The sequence below is a fragment of the Pseudomonas sp. 8209 genome (assembly GCF_028682105.1).
Lineage (GTDB): Bacteria > Pseudomonadota > Gammaproteobacteria > Pseudomonadales > Pseudomonadaceae > Aquipseudomonas > Aquipseudomonas palmensis.
Genome location: NZ_JANIAH010000008.1, coordinates 20601 through 39228 on the forward strand (window position 1 = coordinate 20601; position 18628 = coordinate 39228).

13 protein-coding genes are annotated in these 18628 nt (G+C 64.5%); 12 read left to right on the plus strand and 1 reads right to left on the minus strand.

Annotated elements, in window-relative coordinates:
- Positions 1-13 precede the first annotated feature (13 nt).
- The 12 genes from NP552_RS18055 to NP552_RS18110 all read left to right on the plus strand — a co-directional run bounded on the left by NP552_RS18055 (position 14) and on the right by NP552_RS18110 (position 17910).
- Positions 14-190 carry a hypothetical protein gene (locus NP552_RS18055; RefSeq protein ID WP_003250005.1) on the plus strand — a complete coding sequence of 59 codons (177 nt, stop codon included), beginning with the start codon at positions 14-16 and terminating at the stop codon, positions 188-190.
- Entirely contained in the window at positions 174-3128 is a 2955-nt protein-coding gene (locus NP552_RS18060) for a sensor histidine kinase (RefSeq protein WP_162484883.1), read from the plus strand. Before NP552_RS18055 ends, NP552_RS18060 begins: the two co-directional genes overlap by 17 nt.
- A 22-nt stretch (positions 3129-3150) precedes the next feature.
- On the plus strand, positions 3151-4587 hold the full coding sequence (locus tag NP552_RS18065) for a sigma-54-dependent transcriptional regulator (RefSeq protein ID WP_043863805.1): 1437 nt from the start codon (positions 3151-3153) through the stop codon (positions 4585-4587).
- A 697-nt stretch (positions 4588-5284) separates the two neighbouring features.
- Complete coding sequence (locus NP552_RS18070; protein ID WP_196932671.1) at positions 5285-6670, plus strand: polynucleotide adenylyltransferase PcnB; 1386 nt, start codon at positions 5285-5287, stop codon at positions 6668-6670.
- Positions 6671-6676: 6 nt separating this feature from the next.
- Positions 6677-7153, plus strand: coding sequence for a 2-amino-4-hydroxy-6-hydroxymethyldihydropteridine diphosphokinase (gene folK, locus NP552_RS18075; protein WP_043863807.1), 477 nt, complete (start codon positions 6677-6679; stop codon positions 7151-7153).
- A 250-nt stretch (positions 7154-7403) separates the two neighbouring features.
- A complete protein-coding gene (gene panB / locus NP552_RS18080; protein WP_043863808.1) occupies positions 7404-8204 on the plus strand; it encodes a 3-methyl-2-oxobutanoate hydroxymethyltransferase in 801 nt (266 codons plus the stop codon).
- The gene (gene panC, locus NP552_RS18085) at positions 8201-9058 is read left to right on the plus strand and encodes a pantoate--beta-alanine ligase (RefSeq protein ID WP_274096995.1); all 858 of its coding nucleotides are present in this window, start codon (positions 8201-8203) and stop codon (positions 9056-9058) included. Before panB ends, panC begins: the two co-directional genes overlap by 4 nt.
- A 103-nt stretch (positions 9059-9161) precedes the next feature.
- On the plus strand, positions 9162-10826 hold the full coding sequence (gene pgi / locus NP552_RS18090; RefSeq protein WP_088514000.1) for a glucose-6-phosphate isomerase: 1665 nt from the start codon (positions 9162-9164) through the stop codon (positions 10824-10826).
- A 132-nt stretch (positions 10827-10958) separates the two neighbouring features.
- Positions 10959-12893 (plus strand): acetate--CoA ligase, encoded by a 1935-nt coding sequence (gene acs / locus NP552_RS18095; RefSeq protein WP_274096996.1) that lies wholly within the window; start codon positions 10959-10961, stop codon positions 12891-12893.
- A 33-nt stretch (positions 12894-12926) separates the two neighbouring features.
- Positions 12927-13796: an oxygenase MpaB family protein gene (locus tag NP552_RS18100; protein ID WP_253086408.1), complete on the plus strand. Its 870-nt coding sequence runs from the start codon at positions 12927-12929 to the stop codon at positions 13794-13796.
- Between the two features lie 59 nt (positions 13797-13855).
- Positions 13856-14872, plus strand: a complete 1017-nt coding sequence (locus NP552_RS18105) for a class I SAM-dependent rRNA methyltransferase (protein ID WP_274096997.1) — start codon at positions 13856-13858, stop codon at positions 14870-14872.
- 56 nt (positions 14873-14928) lie between these two features.
- Positions 14929-17910: a DUF748 domain-containing protein gene (locus NP552_RS18110; RefSeq protein ID WP_443201041.1), complete on the plus strand. Its 2982-nt coding sequence runs from the start codon at positions 14929-14931 to the stop codon at positions 17908-17910.
- A 137-nt stretch (positions 17911-18047) separates the two neighbouring features.
- On the opposite strand, the gene NP552_RS18115 is transcribed toward NP552_RS18110, so the two are convergent.
- A complete protein-coding gene (locus NP552_RS18115) occupies positions 18048-18401 on the minus strand; it encodes a BON domain-containing protein (RefSeq protein WP_043863815.1) in 354 nt (117 codons plus the stop codon).
- Positions 18402-18628: the final 227 nt, after the last annotated feature.

Here is an 18628-nt window from a genome sequence, read left to right on the forward strand (position 1 = left end):
CAACGAGGCCCGCATGTACATCTATCGCTTGGTCCTGCTTCTGGTAGTGGGGATCTACCTGTTCTCCCCGGCCATCATGGACTGGTGGATCGAACCCACCGGCGCCTGGTATCGCCCCTACCTGCTGTGGCTGATCCTGATCGTCGTGACCTTTATCCTGCAGAGCCAACGTGATGCCGATGAGCTTTAGCCTGACCCAGATGATCCTGATCAGCGCCGCCTACCTGCTGGTGCTGTTCGGCGTGGCCTGGATCAGCGAGCGCGGCATGATCCCGCGCTCGATCATTCGCCACCCACTGACCTACACCCTGTCGCTGGGCGTGTACGCCAGTGCTTGGGCCTTCTACGGCACAGTCGGCCTGGCCTACCAGTACGGCTACGGTTTCCTGGCCTGCTACCTGGGAGTGTCCGGTGCATTCCTGCTCGCCCCGGTGCTGCTCTATCCGATCCTGAAGATCACCCGCACCTACCAGCTCTCGTCGCTGGCCGACCTCATCGCGTTCCGCTTTCGCAGTACCTGGGCCGGCGCCCTCACCACGATCTTCATGCTGATCGGCGTGCTGCCGCTGCTGGCCCTGCAGATCCAGGCCGTGGCCGACTCCATCAGCATCCTCACCGGCGAGCCGGTCAAGAGTCGCGTGGCCCTGGCCTTCTGCGCCATGATCACGCTGTTCACCATCTTCTTTGGCTCACGCCATATCGCCACCCGCGAGAAACACGAAGGGCTGGTGTTCGCCATCGCCTTCGAGTCGGTGGTCAAGCTGCTGGCGTTGGGCGGCATCGGCCTGTATGCGCTGTACGGGGTGTTCGGCGGCCCGCACGAGCTGGAGGTGTGGCTGCTGCAGAACCAGACCGCCCTCGCCGCGCTGCACACACCCTTGCAGGAAGGCCCGTGGCGCACCCTGCTGCTGGTGTTCTTCGCCTCGGCCATCGTGATGCCGCACATGTACCACATGGCCTTTACCGAGAACCTCAACCCGCGCTCGCTGGTCAGCGCCAGCTGGGGCCTGCCGCTGTTCCTGCTGTTGATGAGCCTGGCGGTACCGCTGATCCTGTGGGCCGGGCTCAAGCTGGGCGCCAGCACCAGCCCGGAATACTTCACCCTGGGCCTGGGCATCGCCGCCAACAATCAGGCCCTGGCGCTACTGGCCTACATCGGCGGGCTATCCGCTGCCAGCGGGCTGATCATCGTCACTACGCTGGCGCTGTCGGGCATGGCGCTGAACCACCTGGTGCTGCCGCTGTACCAGCCGCCGGCCGAAGGCAACATCTATCGCTGGCTGAAATGGACGCGCCGCGCGCTGATCGTGGCGATCATCGCCGCCGGTTTCGGCTTCTATCTGCTGCTCGGCGCCCAGCAGGACCTGGCCAACCTGGGCATCGTCGCCTTCGTTGCCACCCTGCAGTTCCTGCCCGGCGTGCTGTCGGTGCTGTACTGGCCCACTGCCAACCGGCGCGGCTTCATCGCCGGCCTGCTGGCGGGGATCCTGGTGTGGATGGTGACCATGCTGCTGCCGCTGGTGGGCAACCTGCAGGGCTTCTACATTCCGCTGCTGAACATGATCTATGTGCTCGACGACACCAGCTGGCACATGGCGGCGATCGCCTCGCTGGCGGCCAACGTGCTGCTGTTCACCCTGATCTCGCTGTTCAGCAACGCCAGCGCCGAGGAAGTCGCCGCCGCCGAGGCCTGCGCCGTGGATAACGTGCGCCGTCCGCAACGGCGCGAACTGCACGCCGCCTCGCCGCAGGAATTCGCCACCCAGCTGGCCAAGCCGCTGGGCGCCAAGGCCGCGCAGAAAGAAGTCGAGCAAGCCCTGCGCGACCTGTACCTGCCCTTCGACGAACGCCGCCCGTACGCCCTGCGACGCCTGCGCGACCGCATCGAGGCCAACCTGTCGGGCCTGATGGGCCCCAGCGTGGCACAGGACATGGTCGAGACCTTCCTGCCGTACAAGTCGGGCAGCGAGAACTACGTGACCGAAGACATCCATTTCATCGAGAGCCGCCTGGAAGACTATCACTCGCGCCTCACCGGCCTGGCCGCCGAGCTCGATGCCCTGCGCCGCTACCACCGCCAGACCCTGCAGGAGCTGCCCATGGGCGTCTGCTCGCTGGCCAAGGATCAGGAGATCCTGATGTGGAACAGGGCCATGGAAGAGCTGACCGGCATCCCCGCCAAGCGTGTGGTCGGCTCGCGCCTGACCACCATCGGCGAACCCTGGCGCGGCCTGTTGCTGGGGTTCATCAACGTGCCCGACGAGCACCTGCACAAGCAGCGCCTGGGCCTGGACGGGCAGACCCGCTGGCTCAACCTGCACAAGGCGGCCATCGACGAGCCCCTGGCACCTGGCAACAGCGGCCTGGTGCTGTTGGTGGAAGACCTCACCGAAACCCAGATGCTCGAAGACAAGCTGGTGCACTCCGAGCGCCTGGCCAGCATCGGCCGCCTGGCCGCCGGGGTCGCCCACGAAATCGGCAACCCGGTCACCGGCATCGCCTGCCTGGCGCAGAACCTGCGTGAAGAGCGCGAGGACGACGGTGAGATCACCGAGCTGAGCAGCCAGATCCTGGAGCAGACCAAGCGCATCTCGCGCATCGTCCAGTCGCTGATGAGCTTCGCCCACGCCGGCAGCCACCAGCACAGTGACGAACCGGTGTGCCTGGCCGAAGTGGCGCAGGATGCCATCGGTCTGCTGGCCTTGAACCGGCGCAATTTCGAAGTACAGTTCTTCAACCTGTGCGACCCCGAGCACTGGGTCGACGGCGATCCGCAGCGCCTGGCGCAGGTACTCATCAACCTGCTGTCCAACGCCCGCGATGCATCGCCGGCCGGCACGGCGGTACGGGTCAAGAGCGAAGCCAGCGAGCACACCGTCGACCTGATCGTCGAGGACGAAGGCAGCGGCATTCCGAAGAGCATCATGGACCGGCTGTTCGAACCCTTCTTCACCACCAAGGATCCGGGCGAAGGCACCGGGCTGGGGCTCGCTCTGGTCTATTCCATCGTGGAAGAGCATTATGGACAAATCACCATCGACAGCCCGGCCGATACTCAAAGCCAGCGTGGCACCCGGATCCGTGTGACCCTGCCGCGTCATGTCGTAGCGACGTCCGCTGTGAACTGAGACCGTCGAGAGAATTGAATCAATGCCGCATATTCTGATCGTCGAAGACGAAACCATCATCCGCTCGGCCTTGCGTCGCCTGCTCGAACGCAACCAGTACCAGGTCAGCGAAGCCGGCTCGGTACAGGAGGCCCAGGAACGCTTCAGCATTCCGAGCTTCGACCTGATTGTCAGCGACCTGCGCCTGCCCGGCGCACCGGGTACCGAGCTGATCAAGCTGGGCGAAGGCAAGCCGGTGCTGATCATGACCAGCTACGCCAGCCTGCGCTCGGCCGTCGACTCGATGAAGATGGGCGCAGTGGACTACATCGCCAAGCCCTTCGATCACGACGAGATGCTCCAGGCCGTCGCCCGCATCCTGCGCGACCGCCAGAACGCCCCCGCCGCCCCTGCCGAGCGCAGCAGCGCCGGCGCCAAGGCGGCCCCGGCGGACAAGCCGGGCAATGCCAATGGCGAAATCGGCATCATCGGCTCGTGCCCGCCGATGCAGGACCTGTACGGCAAGATCCGCAAGGTCGCGCCCACCGACTCCAATGTACTGATCCAGGGTGAATCGGGTACCGGCAAGGAGCTGGTGGCGCGCGCGCTGCACAACCTGTCACGCCGGGCCAAGGCGCCGATGATTTCGGTCAACTGCGCGGCGATTCCCGAAAGCCTGATCGAGTCCGAGCTGTTCGGTCACGAAAAGGGCGCGTTCACCGGCGCCAGCGCCGGCCGTGCCGGCCTGGTCGAAGCGGCCGACGGGGGCACACTGTTTCTCGACGAGATCGGCGAACTGCCGCTCGAAGCCCAGGCCCGCCTGCTGCGCGTACTGCAGGAAGGCGAGATCCGACGGGTGGGCTCGGTGCAATCGCAAAAGGTCGATGTGCGCCTGATTGCCGCCACCCACCGCGACCTGAAGAACCTGGCCAAGGTCGGCCAGTTCCGCGAAGACCTTTACTATCGCCTGCACGTGATCGCCCTCAAGCTGCCCGCCCTGCGCGAGCGTGGCGCCGACGTCAACGAGATCGCCAATGCGTTCCTCGCCCGCCAGAGCGCACGCATCGGGCGCAACGACCTGAAGTTTGCCCATGACGCCGAACAGGCCATTCGTCATTACTCCTGGCCGGGCAACGTGCGAGAGCTGGAAAACGCTGTGGAGCGCGCGGTGATCCTGTGCGAAAGCCCGGAAATCTCTGCCGACCTGCTGGGCATCGACATCGAGCTGGCCGACCTGGAAGACGATGACGTGTTCGCCGGCCTGCCGTCTGCCGGCGGCGCCGCCAGCAACACCAGCCACGAACCGACCGAAGACCTGTCACTGGAAGACTACTTCCAGCACTTTGTACTCGAACACCAGGACCACATGACCGAGACCGAGCTGGCCCGCAAGCTCGGTGTCAGCCGCAAATGCCTGTGGGAACGTCGTCAGCGCCTGGGTATCCCGCGGCGCAAGAGCGGGGCCACCAGCGAAAGCTGAGCCAGCACGCGCACCGGTGTTACCGGCAGGTAACACCAGGGCGTGTGAAAAAAATGTTACCTCACGCTGATCACGTAACAGAAACCGGGGCATACGGTAACGAATCCCCGGTTTTTTTATGCCCGCCAAACGCCCCCAAAACCGCCTAACCCCTTGTTTTACTGGGGTTTGCAAAAGTTGGCACGGCACCTGCTATATGTTCGGTACAAGAACAATAACAAGCACTGCAAAAGACAATAAAAATAAGACGAATCGGCTCACGCACAATAAGAACAAGACGGCGGAGGCGCAGCTAACTGATTCTTTTGGAGAGGAGTTGTATTTGGGGCTTGCCCCACAACCAGGCAGAGAACAACAAAAACTGCACTCAAGCAGGGCCTGAACTGGTTGGATCGCATGATCACTGCAACCTCAGCGACCAAAGCAATCCGTTTGCTCTTGACTCCCGGTTAGGGAGAACACCCACAAGCCTTGCGGTTTTGTGGGTAGGGCACTCAACAAAAACAAGAAGCCCGGCAAAAGAACAATAAGAGCATGCAACTACTTCTTGGGGAGCTTCGGCTCCCCTTGTAGTTTCCGGCTTTCAGCCCGCCCGATGCACCCGCCTACACCATCCTTCGAGTAAATGCTAGAATCCCCGCCCATCATGCGGCCATTCTTCGTTTTTGGCCGAACATTCCTTCAAACAGTGCATCCCATGCTGAAGAAGTTGTTCCAGTCATTCCGTCCTACCGTGCGTGGCCAGCACCACATTCGCACCACGCCCGAAGTGATCAATAGCGGCCAGCATTCACTGCAACGTGGCCAGTTCAGCCGCCACGCGGTGAACATCGTCGAGCGCCTGCAGAACGCAGGCTACCAGGCCTACCTGGTCGGCGGTTGCGTTCGCGATCAACTCCTGGGCATTACCCCCAAGGACTTCGACGTCGCCACCAGTGCCACCCCCGAACAGGTCCGTGCAGAGTTTCGCAACGCCCGGATCATCGGCCGGCGGTTCAAGCTGGTGCATATCCATTTCGGTCGCGAAATCATCGAAGTCGCCACCTTCCGCGCCAACCATCCCGAGGTCGAGGAAGAGAACAGCCACACCTCTTCACGCAACGAGAGCGGGCGCATCCTGCGTGACAATGTATACGGCACCCTGGAAGAAGACGCGCAGCGCCGCGACTTCACCATCAACGCCCTGTACTACGATCCGGTCAGCGAGCGCATTCTCGATTACGCCAACGGCGTGCACGATATCCGCAACCGTCTGATCCGCCTGATCGGCGACCCTGTGCAGCGCTACCAGGAAGACCCGGTACGTATGCTGCGGGCCGTGCGCTTCGCGGCCAAGCTCAACTTCGGTATCGAAAAGCACACCGTGCAGCCGATCCGCGAGCTGGCCCCGATGCTGCGTGAAATCCCTGCCGCACGCCTGTTCGAAGAAACCCTGAAGCTGTTCCTGTCCGGCTATGCGGCCGACACCTTCGAGATGCTGGTCGACCTGCAACTGTTCGACCCGCTGTTTCCGGCCAGTGCCCAGGCGCTGGAAGACCAGCCGACCTACACCCACACCCTGATCAGCCAGGCGCTGATCAACACCGACCTGCGCATCAAGCAAGGCAAGCCGGTCACCCCGGCCTTCCTGTTCGCCGCCATGCTCTGGCCGGCGCTGCCAGGGCGTGCCCTGCGCCTGCAGAGCCGCGGCATGCCGCCGATCCCGGCCCTGCAGGAAGCCGCCCACGAGCTGATCGCCGAACAGTGCCAGCGCATTGCGATCCCCAAGCGCTTCACGATGCCGATCCGCGAGATCTGGGACATGCAGGAGCGCCTGCCACGGCGCAGCGGCAAACGTGCCGACCTGCTGCTGGACAACCCGCGTTTTCGCGCCGGCTACGACTTCCTGCTGCTGCGCGAGAGCGCGGGCGAGGAAACCGACGGCCTGGGCCAATGGTGGACCGACTACCAGGAATGCAACGACAGCGAGCGCCGCGACATGATCCGTGACCTGGGCAGCCGCGACGACGGCGCCGGCGCGGGCCCGCGCAAACGCAAGCGCAGCCCGAGCAAGCGCAAGCGCGCCGACGGCGCAGGCGAGTAACGCCGCATGGTGCGTGCCTACATCGGCCTGGGCAGCAACCTGGCCGACCCGCAACAGCAACTGCGCAGCGCCCTCGAGGCGCTGGGCCGGTTGCCGGGTTCGCAACTGGCCGGTGTGTCGTCGTTCTACGCCAGCGACTCGCTGTCGCCTGGCCAGCCGCGCTACACCAACGCGGTTGCGGCGCTCGATACTTCGCTGGCGCCGCTGGCGCTGCTCGATGCCCTGCAGGCCATCGAGGCCGACCAGGGCCGCGAACGCAAGGAACGCTGGGGCCCACGCACCCTGGACCTGGATATCCTGCTGTATGCCGATCAGGTGCTCGACGAGCCGCGCCTGAAGGTTCCCCACTATCACATGCACGCCCGCCCGTTCGTGCTGTACCCCCTGGCAGAGCTGGTGCCCGGCGACTTCTGCCTGCCCGACCAGCGCCCCCTCGCGCAATGGCTGGCAGAATGCCCGTTCGTTGGCCTCGAGCGCCTGTAACCGGGCGCTCCCCCACGCGGTAACGCCCGTAACAGCGCCTTCGTAACAATGCGGTAACAGGGTAATTGACTTCAGTCTTCGTGCTCACGACTATAGGCGTCCCGCAGCGCCCCGGCGCCGCATAAGGCGTATATAGGCCTGGAACAGGGTTGTACTCCAAACACCACAATCGATGATGTGCTGTTCCAGTAGATGAATACACGCGTTGTACGCAGTCGTTTTTCACAGCGCCTGAACGAGGATTCCTTTCATGCCAGAAGTAACCCTGACCACCCTGCAAGGCCTCAAGGCCAAGGGCGAGAAAATAACCATGCTGACCTGCTATGACGCGACCTTTGCCAAGGTGGCGAGTCAGGCCGGCGTGGAAATATTGCTGGTGGGTGACTCCCTGGGCATGGTCCTGCAGGGCCATGACAGCACCTTGCCGGTGACCAACGCCGAAATGGCCTACCACACCGCCTGCGTCAAGCGCGGCAACCAGGGTGCGCTGATTCTGGCCGACCTGCCCTTCATGGCCTGCGCCACCACCGAGCAGGCCTTCGCCAATGCCGGCGCACTGATGCAGGCCGGCGCGCACATGGTCAAGGTCGAGGGCGCCGCCTGGCTGGCCGAGACCATTCGCCTGCTGGCCGAACGCGGCGTGCCGGTGTGTGCGCACATGGGCCTCACGCCGCAGACCGTGAACATCCTGGGCGGCTACAAGGTCCAGGGCCGCCAGGAGAACCAGGCACGGCAGATGCGCGCCGACGCTATCGCCCTGGAGCAGGCCGGCGCAGCCATGCTGCTGCTCGAATGTGTGCCCAGCGAGCTGGCGGCGGAAATCACCCAGGCCGTGACCATTCCGGTCATCGGCATCGGTGCCGGCAGCGCCACCGATGGCCAGGTACTGGTGATGCACGACATGCTCGGCCTGTCGCTCAGCGGCCGCGTGCCCAAGTTCGTGAAGAACTTCATGCTCGGCCAGCCCGACATTGCCGGTGCTTTCGGTGCCTACGTGCAAGCCGTCAAGGGCGTGACCTTCCCCGGCACCGAACATGGGTTCAGCGCATGAACACCGTCAAGACCATCCTTGAACTGCGCGCTGCGGTCGCCCGCGCACGCAGCGAGGGCAAGCGCATCGGCTTCGTGCCCACCATGGGCAACCTGCACAGCGGGCATGCCGCGCTGGTGACCAAGGCCGCGCAGCGGGCAGATTTCGTGGTGGCGAGCATCTTCGTCAACCCGCTGCAGTTCGGCGCCAACGAAGACCTCGACAAGTACCCGCGCACCCTCGCCGCCGACCAGGAAAAACTCCTGCAGGCCGGCTGCCACCTGCTGTTCACCCCCGACGTCGAAGAAATGTACCCCGACGGCATGGCGGCCCAGACCCTGGTCAGCGTGCCGCACCTGTCCGAAGGGCTGTGTGGCGCCAGCCGTCCCGGGCACTTCGAGGGTGTTGCCACGGTGGTCAGCAAGCTGTTCAACATGGTCCAGCCCGACCTGGCCGTGTTCGGCCAGAAGGACTTCCAGCAACTGGCGGTGATCCGCGCGCTGGTGCGCGACCTCAACCTGCCCATCCAGATCATCGGCGAACCGACCGTGCGCGCCGAGGACGGCCTGGCCCTGTCGTCGCGCAACGGTTACCTGACCGACGCACAACGTGCCACTGCGCCCACGATCTACCGCACCCTGAGCCGGATCGCCCAGGCAATCGGCCAGGGCCGCCGTGACTTCGAGGTGCTGATCGCCGAAGGTCGGCAACAACTGGTGGAGGCCGGCTTCAAGCCCGACTACCTGGAAATCCGTCAGGCGCTGAACCTGCGCCCGGCAGCGGCGCACGACCGCGACCTGGTGATTCTGGTAGCAGCGGTACTGGGCGCCACGCGCCTGATCGACAACCTGCACCTGAACCTCGACGAACAGTGACAACGCACCCGGCCGGGCTGCCGGGCAATTAACCTGCCACACTGGAAACGGGCCCGTCTTTCCAGTGTCAAAGGCAGTTCACGTACCAAGGAAACCTGCAGCGATGGCGTACTACCGCACCCCCCACGATGTCACTACGCTGCCCGCCTGGCAGGCGCTCCAGCAACACCGCAGCGCCATGCAGGGCTTCAGCATGCGCGATGCGTTCAACGCCAACCCGCAGCGCTTCGAGCAGTTCAGCCTGAGCAGCTGCGGGCTGTTTCTGGACTATTCGAAAAACCTCATCGACCACCAGACCCGCGACCTGCTGGTGGGGCTGGCCAACGAAGTGGGCCTGCAGGACGCGATCAAGTCGCTGTTCGCCGGCGAAATCGTCAACGCCTCCGAAGGCCGCCCGGCACTGCATACCGCGCTGCGGCGCCCGGTGGGCGACAAGCTGAGCGTCAATGGCGTGAACATCATGCCCGACGTGCACAAGGTGCTGAATCAGGTCACCGAGCTGGTGGGGCGCATCCACGACGGCCTGTGGCGCGGCTATAGCGAAAAGCCGATCACCGACGTGGTCAACATCGGCATCGGCGGCTCGTTCCTCGGCCCGGAGCTGGTCTCCGAGGCCCTGCTGCCCTACGCCCAGCGCGGCGTGCGCTGCCACTACCTGGCCAATATCGACGGCAGCGAATTCCACGAGCTGTCGGCCAAGCTGCGTGCCGAGACCACGCTGTTCATCGTGTCGTCCAAATCCTTCAATACCCTGGAAACCCTGAAGAACGCCCAGGCGGCTCGGGTCTGGTACCTGGCCCAGGGTGGTTCGGAAGCCGAGCTGTACAAGCACTTCATCGCCGTATCGAGCAACAAGGCCGCTGCGGTGGCCTTCGGTATCCGTGAAGAGAACATCTTCCCGATGTGGGACTGGGTAGGCGGACGCTATTCGCTGTGGTCGGCCATCGGCCTGCCGATCGCCCTGGCCATCGGCACCGCCAACTTCAAGGAGCTGCTGTCGGGTGCCCACACCATGGACCAGCACTTCCAGACCGCACCGTTCGAGCAGAACATGCCGGTGCTGCTGGCCTTGCTGGGCGTGTGGTATGGCAACTTCTGGGGCGCCCAGAGCCACGCGATCCTGCCGTACGACCATTACCTGCGCAACATCACCAAGCACCTGCAGCAACTGGACATGGAGTCCAACGGCAAGAGCGTGCGCCAGGACGGCACCCCGGTCGACCACGACACCGGGCCGGTGATCTGGGGCGGCGTGGGCTGCAACGGCCAGCATGCCTATCACCAGTTGCTGCACCAGGGCACCCAGCTGATCCCGGCCGACTTCATCGTGCCGGTGGTGAGCTTCAACCCGGTGGCAGACCACCACCAGTGGCTGTACGCCAACTGCCTGTCCCAGAGCCAGGCGTTGATGCTCGGCAAGACCCGCGCCGAGGCCGAGGCCGAGCTGCGCGACAAGGGCATGGCCGAAGCCGAGGTACAGCGCCTGGCGCCGCACAAGGTGATCCCGGGCAACCGTCCGAGCAACACCCTGGTGGTCGAGCGTATCAGCCCGCGGCGCCTGGGCGCGCTGGTGGCGATGTACGAGCACAAGGTGTTCGTGCAGAGCGTGGTGTGGGGCATCAATGCCTTCGACCAGTGGGGTGTGGAGCTGGGCAAGGAACTGGGCAAGGGCGTGTACCAGCGCCTGACCGGCGGTATCGAAGAGCCGGCCGAAGATGCCTCGACCCAGGGCCTGATCAACTACTTCCGCGGGCGTCACCGGGGCTAAGGGCTACACTGTCGGGATGTTGTTATCCCCATCGCGGGCCAAGCCCGCTCCCACAGGTACGATGCACACCGCGTGGGAGCGGGCTTGGCCCGCGATGGGAGCGACACCTATCCAACAGGAAAGGGCCCCCCAATGTTCGATATCAGCGACTACCCCGAAGCCGATGCCGTCAGCAAGGCGGCACAACTCTCCCAGGCCGACTACCAGCGCCTGTATCGCCAGTCCGTAGACGATCCCGACACCTTCTGGGCCGAACAAGCCAGGCGCCTGGACTGGATCAGCCCCTGGTCGGCTGTTCAGCAGAGCGATCTGCGCACGGGCCAGGCAACCTGGTTCAAGGATGCCAAGCTCAACGTCAGCTACAACTGCCTGGACCGCCACCTGGCTCAGCGCGGCGACCAGCCGGCGATCATCTGGGAAGGCGACGACCCGCAGCAGTCCACCACCCTCACCTACCGCCAGGTTCATCAGCAGGTGTGCCGCCTGGCCAACGTGCTCAAGCAGCGCGGGGTGAAAAAGGGCGACCGGGTGTGCATCTACATGCCGATGATTCCCGAAGCTGCCTTCGCCATGCTGGCCTGTACCCGCATCGGCGCGATTCACTCGGTGGTGTTCGGCGGCTTTTCCCCCGACGCCCTGCGCGACCGCATCCTCGACGCCGACTGCCTCACGGTGATTACCGCCGACGAAGGCGTGCGCGGCGCCAGGAGCATTGGCCTGAAGAACAACGTCGACAAGGCCCTGCAAAGCTGCCCGGACGTCAGCAGCGTGGTGGTGGTACGCCGCACCGGCGGCCCGGTGGACTGGAACGAAGCCCGCGACCTCTGGTACCACGAGGCAATCAGCCAGGTGGGCGACGACTGCCCGCCCGAGCCGATGGATGCGGAAGACCCGCTGTTCATCCTCTACACCTCCGGCAGCACCGGCAAGCCCAAGGGCGTGCTGCACACCACCGCCGGCTACCTGCTGCAGGCCGCCCTGACCTTCAAGGTGGTGTTCGACTACCGCGACGGCGAGGTGTTCTGGTGCACCGCCGATGTCGGCTGGGTAACCGGCCACAGCTACATCGTCTACGGCCCGCTCGCCAACGGCGCCACCACCCTGATGTTCGAAGGCGTGCCCAACTACCCCGATGCCTCGCGCTTCTGGCAGGTGGTCGACAAGCACCAGGTGAACATCTTCTATACCGCCCCCACCGCTCTGCGGGCACTGATGCGCGAAGGTTCGGCGCCGCTCGACGGTACCTCGCGCAAGAGCCTGCGCCTGCTGGGCAGCGTGGGCGAGCCGATCAACCCGGAAGCCTGGGAATGGTACTTCGAGAAGGTCGGTGAGAAGCGCTGCCCGATCGTCGACACCTGGTGGCAGACCGAGACCGGCGGCATCATGCTCAGCCCGCTGGTCAGCGCCCGCCACATCAAGCCCGGTTGTGCCACCCGTCCGCTGTTCGGCGTGCAGCCGGTGCTGCTGGACGACAAGGGCGCGCTGATCGAGGGCCCCGGCAGCGGGCTGCTGGCGATCAAGGCCAGTTGGCCGGGGCAGATCCGCAGCGTATACGGCGATCATCATCGCATGATCGACACCTACTTCAAACCCCTGCCGGGCTACTACTTCACCGGCGACGGCGCGCGCCGCGATGCCGATGGCGACCTGTGGATAACCGGGCGCATCGACGACGTGATCAACGTGTCCGGGCACCGTATCGGCACTGCCGAGGTGGAAAGTGCCCTGGTGCTGCACGACAGCATCGCCGAAGCCGCCGTGGTCGGGTACCCTCACGACCTGAAGGGCCAGGGCATCTATGCCTTCGTCACGCCCATGAACGGCGTGACCCCGGACGACCACCTCAAGCAGGCACTGCTGGCGCTGGTCAGCAAGGAGATCGGCAGCTTTGCCAAACCCGAGCTGATCCAGTGGGCGCCAGCACTGCCCAAGACCCGCTCGGGCAAGATCATGCGCCGCATCCTGCGCAAGATCGCCTGCAACGAGCTGGACAACCTGGGCGACACCTCGACCCTGGCCGACCCGAGCGTGGTCCAAGGCCTGATCGACAAACGCCTGAACCAATGAACGGCACCGCGGCGACGGTGCCTCAAGGTATCCATGGAAGCGCTACGCCGCCGTATCGAAACACAGTTGCTGAGCCTCACGGGCCTGGCCCTGGGCCAACTCGACCTCGAACAGCCCAAGGGCGACCCCGGGCTGTTCGGTCCGCGCAGCATCAGCTGGCAGGTGCACGGGGATTTCCCCAGCATGCTCATCGGCGGTATCAGCGCCTTGCTGCTGCAGGTGCTGCACCCGCTGGCCCTGGCCGGGGTGTGGGACCACTCCAGCTTTCGCCAGGACATCATCGGCCGCCTGCGCCGCACCAGCCAGTTCATCTCCGGCACCACCTTCGGCTCCACCCGCGACGCCGAATGGCTGATCGACAAGGTACGCACCATTCACCTGCAGGTGGTGGGGACCGCGGCCGATGGCCGCCCGTATGCCGCCAGTGACCCGGACCTGCTGACCTGGGTGCACGTGGCCGAAGTCAGCAGCTTCATGGCCGCGCACCTGCGCTACCGCAACCCGCACCTCTCGCTGGCCGACCAGGACGCCTACTACGCCGAGATCGCCCTGGTGGCCGAACGCCTGGGGGCTCGCAACGTGCCGCGTTCGCGCCAGGCGGTGGCGCACTACCTGCAAGCCATGCGTCCGCAACTGGCATGCGACGAGCGCAGCCGCGAAGTGGTGCGTGTGTTGCTGGAGGCCCCGGCGCCGAGCCGCCTGGCCAAACCGGTGGCCAACCTGATGATGCAGGCGGGGATCAACCTGCTGCCCGATTGGGCCGGCGAACTGCTCGAGCGCACGCCGCACCCGCTCAAGCGGCGGCTGGTAGGCTTGGGCATCGACAGCACGGCGCCGGTACTGCGCTGGGCCATGCGCGACAGTTCGCTGCACCGGGCCAGGCGGCGAGTGGGCTGCGCCTGAACAGGTGCAAGGCACCCGCCTGCTGTTAAACTGCACGCCCGCAAACCAAGGCTACGTGCATGTCCTCCTTGAATCAGGCGCTGCGCGCCGCCCTCGACGCCCGCCAGCAGCTTCTAAGTGAGCTGCACGCCCAGGGCACCGACTGTTACCGGCTGTTCCACGGCAGCCAGGAAGGCGCGGGCGGACTGACCGTCGACCGCTATGGCCCGCAGTTGCTGGTACAGAGCTTTCACCACACCCTCGAGCGCGATGCCCTGCTGGACCTGCATGGGCACATCGAGCGCGAACTGGGCCTGCCACTGCTGCTGGTGTACAACGATCGCTCCCAGGGCAACAGCCGCATCGACCGGCGCGACCCGGTCTACCAGCCCAGCGAGGCCGCGCTGGCCGACCTGGTCGGTCACGAGTGGGGCCTGAACTACCGCGTGCGCGGTCGCCATGCCGGCCAGGACCCGCTGCTGTTTCTGGACCTGCGCAATGCCCGTGGCTGGGTCAAGCAACACAGTGCCGGCAAACGCGTGCTCAACCTGTTCGCCTATACTTGCGGGGTAGGCCTGAGCGCTGCCGCCGGTGGTGCCAGCGCGGTGTGCAACCTGGATTTCGCCGAAGGCAACCTGGCCGTTGGCCGCGAGAACGGCGCACTCAACCCGCAACTGGCGCCCATGGAGTTCATCCAGTCCGACTACTTTCCGGCCATTCGCCAGCTGGCAGGCCTGCCGGTCAGCCAGCGTCGCGGGCACAAGCTGCCGGCCTACCCGCGCCTGGAGCCGCGCGAGTTCGACCTGGTACTGCTCGACCCGCCTGCCTGGGCCAAGAGCGCGTTCGGCACCGTCGACCTGCTGCGTGATTACCAGAGCCTGCTCAAGCCCGCCCTGCTGAGCACGGCCGAAGGCGGCGTGCTGATCTGCTGCAACAACCTGGCCAGGGTCGGCCTCGACGACTGGCGCGAGCAGGTGCTGCGTTGCGCACAGAAGATCGGCCGCCCGGTGCGGGAATGGCAGGTGCTCAAGCCGGCAGACGACTTCCCGTCACTGGACGGACAGCCGCCCCTGAAGTGCTTGATCCTGCAGCTGTAAGTGGAAAAAACCGCAGGTAGTCCGGTATTTCGGACTACCTTCGGAACCGAATTAACGTGCCATACTCCAAGCACTCCCGCTCTAGACAGACGACGCCGCACATGCCCAAAGGATTGAAACGCGCCCTCGGCGCCTTGTTGGCCGGCCTGGCCCTGTACAGCCTCCTCGGTTTCCTGATCCTGCCTGGCGTAGCCTTGCGCATCGCCAATCAGCAGTTGGCCAGTTACGCCACCGTGCCGGCGCACATCCAGCGTATCGAGCTCAATCCGTTCAGCCTCGAGCTGACGCTATGGGGCTTGCAGATCGGCGAGACCGGCAAGGAGCAGGTCGGCTTCGAACGCCTCTACGCCAACCTGCAGCTCGACAGCCTGTGGTCCGGTGCCCTGCACTTGGCAGCCGTCGAGCTGGACAAGCCGCGCACCGATCTGCTGTTCGCCAAGGACGGCAGCCTGAACCTGACCCAGCTGTTCAAGTTGCCGCCCAGCGAGCCCAAGCCCGAGACACCGGCAAGCGAACCGTTCCCGCTGCGCATCGGCAGCATCAAGCTGAGCGAGGGCTACCTGCACTTCCAGGACCTGCGCCCGAGCGAGCCGATCGAATTCCTCTACGACTCGATGAACCTGGAGCTGAAGAACCTCAGCACCCTGCCCGACGACAACGCCGACATGACCCTGGTGGCCGCCGGGCCAGAGGGCGGGCGCATCGACTGGGCCGGCACCATCAGCCTGGTACCGATCGCCTCCGAAGGCACCCTCAAGGTCACCGACGGCAAGATGAAGGTGTGGTGGCCGTACGTGCGCGACGCCCTGCCGCTGGTGCTTGAAGACGGCGTGCTCAACCTGGACACCCATTACAAGCTCAACCTGTCGAAGGAAACCGAGCTGCTGCTGGACAACGCCTCGCTCAGCATCGCCCCCTTCGCGATCAAGGCCCCGGACGGTCGCCCGTTGGCCCGCCTGGCCCGACTGGACGTGAGTGAAACCACGGTCGACCTGGCCAAACAGCTGGTCACGGTCGGCAAGATCCGCAGTGAAAAGCTGGAAACCTGGGCTGCCCTGGAAGCCGACGGCCAGCTCGACTGGCAAAAACTCTTCGCCAGCCAGCCTGCCAAGGCCACCCCCAAGGAAAAGGCCGAGCCGGCCACTGCCGGGCCCGCGCCGCAGGAAGCCAGCGCCAAGGCCGCGCCCGGCAAGCCGTGGCAGGTGCTGCTGCGCGACGTGCAACTGCGCAACTACCAGGTTCATCTGGCCGATCGCTCGCAGAAAGAAGCGGTGGCGCTGGATGTCGGCCCGCTCAACCTCGACCTGCAGAACTTCGACAGCCTCAACAAGAGCCCCTTCACCCTCAAGCTCGACAGCGGCGTCGGCCGCCAGGGCAAGCTGCAGGCATCGGGTGAGGTCAACCTGGCACCGGTCAGCGCCCGGCTCAAGGTCAGCACACAGGACATCGACCTGCGGGTAGCCCAGGCCTACATCAGCCCGTTCATACGCCTGGAGCTGCGCAGCGGCATGCTCGGCAGCGACCTGAACGTGGACCTGAAGAACACCGCCCCGCTGGCGTTCAGCGTCACCGGCAAGGCGCAGGTCAATCAGTTGCATACCCTGGACACCATCAAGGGCCGCGACTTCGTCAAATGGCAGCAACTGAACGTGGACGGCCTGGACTATCGCCACGGCGATGCGCTGAGCATTGCCAAGGTGACCCTGCAGCAGCCCTATGCCCGCTTCATGATCAACGAAGACCGCACCACCAGCGTGGATGACCTGCTGATTCCGCAGCCGGCCAACGGCGCCGCCAAGCCCCAGGGCAAGCGCACGGCCAGCAATGAAAAGCCCTTGGGTATCCGTATCGGTGGCATCGACATCAACGATGGCTCGGCCAACTTCGCCGACTTCAGCCTGACGCCCAACTTCGCCACCGCCATCCAGCAGCTCAACGGCCAGATCGGCACCATCGACAACCGCCAGCCACACCCGGCCAAGGTCGATATCAAGGGCAAGGTGGACCGTTATGCGCCCGTCACCATCAAGGGCGCGCTCAACCCGTTCGACCCGATGGCCAGCCTGGACATCGCCACCAGCTTCAAGCGTGTCGAGCTGACGACCCTGACGCCGTACTCGGGCAAGTTCGCCGGCTACCGGATTCGCAAGGGCCGCCTGAACCTGGACCTGCACTACCTGATCACCAAGGGCCAGCTCAAGGCCGAGAACAAGGTGGTGGTCGAGCAGTTGCAACTGGGTGAGAAAGTCGACAGCCCCGACGCCGTCAACCTGCCGATTCGCCTGGCGATCGCGCTGCTCAAAGACACCGAGGGCAAGATCTCCATCGAGTTGCCGGTGTCGGGCGACCTCAACAACCCGCAGTTCAGCGTAATGCCGATCGTGTGGCAGACCCTGCGCAACCTGGTGCTGCGCGCCGCCCAGGCGCCGTTCAAGTTCATCGGCGGGCTGGTCAGTGGTGGCGGTTCCGAAGACCTGGGCACCGTGTCCTTCGCCCCCGGCTCAAGCGAGCTGAGCAGCGATGCCCAGGGCTCGCTGGACAAGCTGGCGGCAGCACTCAAGGAACGCCCTGCCCTGCGCCTGGAAATCGAAGGCACCAGCGCCCAGAGCAGCGACGGGCCACTGATTGCCGCACAGCGTCTGGATCGTGAGTACCAGAGCACCTACTACAAGATCCTTCAGCGTCGCGGCGACAAGGTGCCGGCACAGGCCTCGCAACTGCAGGTGCCCGATGGCGACAAGCCGGCCATGCTCGAGGGCATCTACCGCACCCGTCTCAAGCAGCAGCCACCGGCCGAGTGGGAGCAGCTGGACCGTGCACAGCGCACTGCCAAGCTGCAGGAAGCGGTGATCAAGTCATGGGCCGAGAGCACCGTGCTGCTGCGTCAGCTCGGTCAGGCACGCGCCAGCAGCATCAAGGACTACCTGGTCGACAAGGGTCAGTTGCAAGACGACCGGGTGTACTTCATCGACGCCACGCTGGGCCAGGCCGAAGCGGATGGCCGGGTGATCTCGCCCCTGCACCTGGACGCCGAGTAGGGCTGGCGGGGAGCACTGACGCCAGGCCAGTGTTCCAGCGCACAAAGAAAAGCCCCGGCTGACTGCGCCGGGGCTTTAGGGTTGGCCACCTCCGTGTGGCCTTTCGCATGAACCGTCAGGATCAGCGAGCGAAACGCTTACTCGGCTTTCAGGCCATCAGCCGAAACGGCTTTCACGCCCTTGATTTTCTTGGCGATGTTCACCGCAGTGGTTTTCTGCGCTTCGGTGATCGCGGTGGTCGAGGACAGGGAAACCACACCTTTGTTGGTTTCGACCTTGATGTCGGTACCCGGGATGCCTTTCTCGGTGACCAGGTCGGCTTTGACCTTGGTGGTGATCCAGGTATCGGAAGTTTCTTCTTTGGCCTTGGTCATTTCACCAGCAGCCAGCATCATCGGTGCTTGCGATGCAGGTTGGGCTGCAAAGGCGGCGTTAGCCATGGTCAGGGTCAGCGCGGTGGCAGTAGCAGCAGCAATAGCGAACTTCTTCATACGAGACACTCCTGTTTTTCGAAAGGTCTGCGCCGTCATTCCTGGCAGCAGGTAACAGGGATATTGCAGAAGCTGTGCCAACCCGAATAAAAAATAAAACCTTTAAAAATCAACAGGTTAAAAATCACCAAAAAATAGCCCATCGTGCACATTGCATGCTTTGCGATGGATGCGCGTGCAAGTTGCATGTTCACAAAATACCGCCGCACCCATGCCCGGGAATCCAA

Coding starts and splice junctions, on each gene's coding strand:
- NP552_RS18055 (WP_003250005.1), top strand. CDS start 14: ATGTACATCTATCGCTTGGTCCTGCTTCTGGTAGTGGGGATCTACCTG.
- NP552_RS18115 (WP_043863815.1), bottom strand. CDS start 18,401: ATGAAGAAGTTCGCTATTGCTGCTGCTACTGCCACCGCGCTGACCCTG.
- acs (WP_274096996.1), top strand. CDS start 10,959: ATGTTCGATATCAGCGACTACCCCGAAGCCGATGCCGTCAGCAAGGCG.
- folK (WP_043863807.1), top strand. CDS start 6,677: ATGGTGCGTGCCTACATCGGCCTGGGCAGCAACCTGGCCGACCCGCAA.
- NP552_RS18105 (WP_274096997.1), top strand. CDS start 13,856: ATGTCCTCCTTGAATCAGGCGCTGCGCGCCGCCCTCGACGCCCGCCAG.
- NP552_RS18070 (WP_196932671.1), top strand. CDS start 5,285: ATGCTGAAGAAGTTGTTCCAGTCATTCCGTCCTACCGTGCGTGGCCAG.
- NP552_RS18060 (WP_162484883.1), top strand. CDS start 174: ATGCCGATGAGCTTTAGCCTGACCCAGATGATCCTGATCAGCGCCGCC.
- NP552_RS18065 (WP_043863805.1), top strand. CDS start 3,151: ATGCCGCATATTCTGATCGTCGAAGACGAAACCATCATCCGCTCGGCC.
- panB (WP_043863808.1), top strand. CDS start 7,404: ATGCCAGAAGTAACCCTGACCACCCTGCAAGGCCTCAAGGCCAAGGGC.
- NP552_RS18100 (WP_253086408.1), top strand. CDS start 12,927: ATGGAAGCGCTACGCCGCCGTATCGAAACACAGTTGCTGAGCCTCACG.
- panC (WP_274096995.1), top strand. CDS start 8,201: ATGAACACCGTCAAGACCATCCTTGAACTGCGCGCTGCGGTCGCCCGC.
- pgi (WP_088514000.1), top strand. CDS start 9,162: ATGGCGTACTACCGCACCCCCCACGATGTCACTACGCTGCCCGCCTGG.